The organism is Pedobacter sp., assembly GCF_035566355.1.
GTDB lineage: Bacteria > Bacteroidota > Bacteroidia > Sphingobacteriales > Sphingobacteriaceae > Pedobacter.
The window spans coordinates 1-4,668 of the sequence record NZ_DATMRL010000261.1 but is presented as its reverse complement, the minus strand read 5'-3'; the positions used below and the strand labels follow the sequence as shown (position 1 = coordinate 4,668).

The following is a 4,668-nucleotide window of genomic DNA, read 5'->3' as shown; positions in this document are numbered from 1 at the left end:
TTTGAAGTGCGCTCAGATTCCCCATAAGCCACATCTACACTTATTGTTGCGCAGAGTTTTTCTATCTGTTCATAAGCAGCAGAATGCACCGGTTCTTCCAACCAGCAAAGTCCCTGTTCACCAACTCCATCTAAAAACTGTAAGGTATCATCACAAGACCAGATCTGATTGGCATCTACCGCTAATTTCATTTTATTGCCGATCAGTTGCTGCACAAATTTGACGCGGGAAATATCTTCTTTTATTTTAGTCCCAAAATCCTTTCCAACCTTCATTTTATAACAATCTGTTCCCGCATCAAGGAATATTTGTACCTCCTGTTCCAATTCAGACAAACTATAATTGGTTCCACCGCCACTGCCATACATTTTTACTTCATTCCGTTCGGCACCAAGGTAACGATACAATGGGGTCTTCTTTCTTCTCGCCGCCAGATCATACAAAGCCATATCAATTTGACCCAGCAAAGCCGATGCAGGCCCTTTAAATCCTTCATTTCTTATAGACCAGTACAGTTTTGGATAAAAATCTTTATAGGCCACAGAATGACTGTGAAATAAAATCGGAAACAAACAGGATTCCAGGATATTGATATAGGTATTGTAAACAGGTGCTTCTCCAATATTACCATCTTCGTCTTCAATGGTAATAATAGAAATCCCAAAACTGGGAAAAGGGCCCATGGTTGCATCCTGAAAAGGCGTTACGGCAGGTACTTGTTCTAAAACCCGAATACGGATTTTCTTTACGTTAAAAATTTCGTTATCTATCTGATTCATATTAATTAACTGCCCGAAGGATTTCATGGTATATTTCAGAGGGTAAACTTCCTGCCTTGAATGCAAAAAGTGCATCGGCAAGCTGCTCCTTATTGGCAGCACCAATAACAATTTTTATTGGATAGGGAATTGTCATTAAAAACCGGTGTGCAAGTACATGCAAAGGCATGACATACTTTTCTGCAATGAGGTTCACCTTTTTGGCCTGCTTCACCTGTTTTAAGTCAAGCCAGTGTGGAGGATTTGTAGTAAAAGCAGAGAAATTGCAACCCAGTAGCCCCATATTAAGAGGGCTGGCGGCATAGTACTCCTTTCCTCGCTGTATATACAAAGGAACTGTTGTACCTAGTGCATCTACACAACAAACATTAAGTTTATTATGCTCCATAAATACATCAAACGGGCTATCCAATAAGTAAGGTTCCATCCATTTCGGCGGATTCCCACCTAAACCTAATCTTTTGGTATATCCCGCGCTCTTAAACACTTGCATTTGCCCTAATATGCTTTCTATTTCCTCTGGCTGGATCGCTGCCGGGTCATGCAGGAAAAGAATGTCGAGCGCAGCTACACCAAGTGTTTTAAGGCTGTTCTCTACACTTGATTTCATCCCATCAGAACTGTAGTCATAATAAGCTTCATCTGCTTTGTGGCTCTTTAAACGGCCTACTTTTGTACTTAGCACCGGCCGGGTGCCGGTCCATTGACTCAAGGCTTCTCCAACAATTTTTTCCGCATCTCCATAAGAGGGCGCAGCATCTATTGCAGAAATACCCTGTTCCAGTGCATCGAGAATGGTTTCTACAGATTCTTTTACCTCCACTTTACCCCAAACACCACCCAAGCCTGCAGTACCGAGCACCAGTTTATCTTTTATAGAGAATACCATATTATGTTTTGATCTTTGTATACAATTTACAACAAAGCGATTACACCTGTGTTGCTAATATTCACTTTAACTGTTTCTCCCATTTTTACTTTAACCTTAGGCCATTTTACAAATGCAGTATAACTTAAAGGACCTGCGGCTTGTTTCGCTGTTTCTGCGAGAACTGAAACACTGGCATCATAGGAAGTCGGATTGGTGATCTGGATGGTGGTCCCCGACAAGGTATTTCCTATAATTTTAGCTTCAACATGATCAAAAACATATATTTTTTTACTGCCTGTATTCAAATAAACACCTGGCAGTTCCATAGCCATCAGTATTCCATTGGTCTCTGTCCAGGAATTCCGTGTATTTATAAAATTGCCGATACTGCTTTTTCCTTCCGCATCACTGGGCTGTATACGCTCCATAGAAGATCCAACCAGGTTATTGGTGGTGATATGGTTTGGTGGCATATTCACTGCCTCTGCCTGTGCGTGCTGAATGTCCCTGATCAGATCGGCGTAACGTATATTTCCTGTAGCCCGGAACAATTTAAAAAGATAATCTCCTGAGGCTGTACAGATACCCGGCGCTGCATGCTTATTTTGTATGCTTGCCCATACGGCTCCTGCCATGTGGCTGCCGAGCTTTCCTATGGCGCTTTTTTCAGGAAAAACCGGATCATAGGAAATGGTCCATGTAGAACACAAGGCCGCTTGAACCTCGGCCATATTTAACCATTGTTTTTCACCAGTGTAATGATATAAAGCCATCAATGATTCCAGAAAACCAAATGCGGATTCGGAATTGGCATCCTGAGAAATATCCCCGCAATCTCCTCCAGTCAGCCCCTGCCCTTCTACGTCCCGCTTGTAGTAAAATTTCGCCGCATCTCCTGCCACTTTCATCCAGGCTGGGTTATGAAAATAATCTGAAGCCAAAGCCAATCCCGCAGGTGCAATGGCACCTGCCGTAGAATTATACACCGCAATTTCCCCGGTTTCAGGTGTAATGTACTGACCAAATTCTCCGTGTGCCTTCCAGGTCCGTACAAAAGCTTCTGCCAGCTTTTTGGCTGCTTCTTCCCATTCCTTTTTAATGTTGCTTCCATGCCCCTGGGCTTTTAACAACATCAGGTGTTTCATCATCCAGAGCAATGCATCCGAATTCTTTCTCACCATGGCCTGCAAAAGTTTAAAATCGGGGCTCATTTTTTCAGGACGGAGCTCACCTTGGGCAGTAATACCGCCATAAAAATACCCGCTTTTTCCCTGAAGTTTATTCACAATAAAATCCAGTTCGGCAGCCACTCTATTGCGTTCCCTTTCATCATTCAATGCAAGCATAGGATAGGTGTTCATCATACCGCTTACCCAGCCCAGCTGAAAATCATTGTTGTTCTCTGGCAAATAATAAGATCCTGCAGGAACCGTCACAAAACGGCTTTTGGTAATATTGGAAACCACCTCAAATACTTTACTCATTGGTAATATATTACGAGGATCGTTAGGCCTGGATAGTTCTTTACGAATTTGCATGAACTTGGTTAAAAGTTCAGGAATATTCTGAGCATCAAAAACGTAGACTCTAAAATGAAGAGAGATTTCATTACCTGCTTTCCAATCTGGAGCAAGATCACCACTTTGGTGAAAGTCTCCAAAACCAGGTGCCAGTTTACGGACTGCAGGTGCAGAAATACTAAAAGTACAGCTGTCCTGCGCGGCATTCTCAGAAATGGTCAAACCATTATTACCCAATTTTGTCAGCTGACCCGTTAATACAATAAATCCTTTCTTTTCCTTTTTAGAGAAAAAGCACATCGCTGGTGTGGCTGCATTGCCAGTTTGCAATTGAACTACTGAAGCTTTACCTTTTTCTATAGCTAGACGAGGGTTATTAGAAATGGTAAGAGGAACAGATGGATTGTAATACATATCTTTTGGGTAAGCAGGACTATATGCATCTCCTATAGATCTATATCGATTTCCGTTATATATTGATGCTGGTACCAATACATAATTATCACGGCTCCATTTGCCAAAATCAAAAGAAGCATCAACTGCAGATGATGAAGCCAAACCTTTTTCTACCCGGAAGGAAGCCATAATATCCATAGCTTCCGGATGTCCTGAAACAGGTGTATTTTTAACTTGCAGAGCCCAGGTTCCGGTACTGGTATTTAACACACCATCGTTATTGAATAATTGTCTGGAAACCAGATCTGTTCCATTAAACTGTTTTACCGAAAAGTTTAATGAACCGTTTAAATTTGTTAAAATTTTCTGCAGTTCTCCCTGGGGTTGCTGGGCCAAAGAGGCTATACTCCATAACAGACAGGAAGGAATTGCAAAGATCTTTCTTAAAGGCATCATGTGTTCGTATTTACAAGTTATTTATCTATGCCAAACCTGTAACATCTGCTTAAATTTAAACACATACAGTCCCAAAAATTTTTGGAGAGATTGGCGTACAACAAATATTCTATTGTAATCTCATGTATACAACGCTTAATTTGATCATAACAGATGTTATTTTTGCAATCACTTTATCTGCTATTATAATCAACAACAATATCAGTAAACTTAGGGGAATCTTCACGAGCACAGAGCTCAGGAAAAATCTGCCCTATATTCAGCTCAAATATTTATGGGTCTAATGATAATGGCCTCTCCATTCTTTTCCAGCAATTGTATATTCAATACCGTTGAGGCATCAACATTCATCTGTTTTATGGCAATTTTTGTTGGACCAGACAAAGAAGCATCATCGGCATAAACCGTGGCCTGATATTTTTTACTTTTAGACAGGAAGTTTAGCGGCAATGAAAAACGGATCGGCTTATCCGTCAATGTACCTACATACCAGTTGTCTCCGTTCCTGCGTGCAATAGTTCCATATTCGCCAATTTTCCCAGCAATCACCCTGGTGTCATCCCATACCGTAGGCAATGCATCATAAAAGCTCAGATCAGGGGTTTCAGTAATCACAGAAGCTGTTGAGCCCGCCCCTCCTTTTTGT

General features: G+C 41.4%; 4 protein-coding genes. All 4 read right to left on the bottom strand.

From position 1 onward, the window contains the following. Positions 1–779, bottom strand: a 779-nt coding sequence (locus tag VNZ46_RS10320) for an enolase C-terminal domain-like protein (RefSeq protein ID WP_325560090.1), incomplete at its 3' end; no start/stop codon positions are given. Position 780: 1 nt separating this feature from the next. Beyond that, the gene (locus VNZ46_RS10315; RefSeq protein WP_325560089.1) at positions 781–1,668 is read right to left on the bottom strand and encodes an aldo/keto reductase; all 888 of its coding nucleotides are present in this window, start codon (positions 1,666–1,668) and stop codon (positions 781–783) included. Between the two features lie 26 nt (positions 1,669–1,694). Next, entirely contained in the window at positions 1,695–4,022 is a 2,328-nt protein-coding gene (locus tag VNZ46_RS10310) for a hypothetical protein (protein ID WP_325560088.1), read from the bottom strand. Positions 4,023–4,286: 264 nt separating this feature from the next. Beyond that, positions 4,287–4,668: glycoside hydrolase family 97 C-terminal domain-containing protein (locus VNZ46_RS10305; RefSeq protein WP_325560087.1), on the bottom strand; the 382-nt coding region annotated here is incomplete at its 5' end.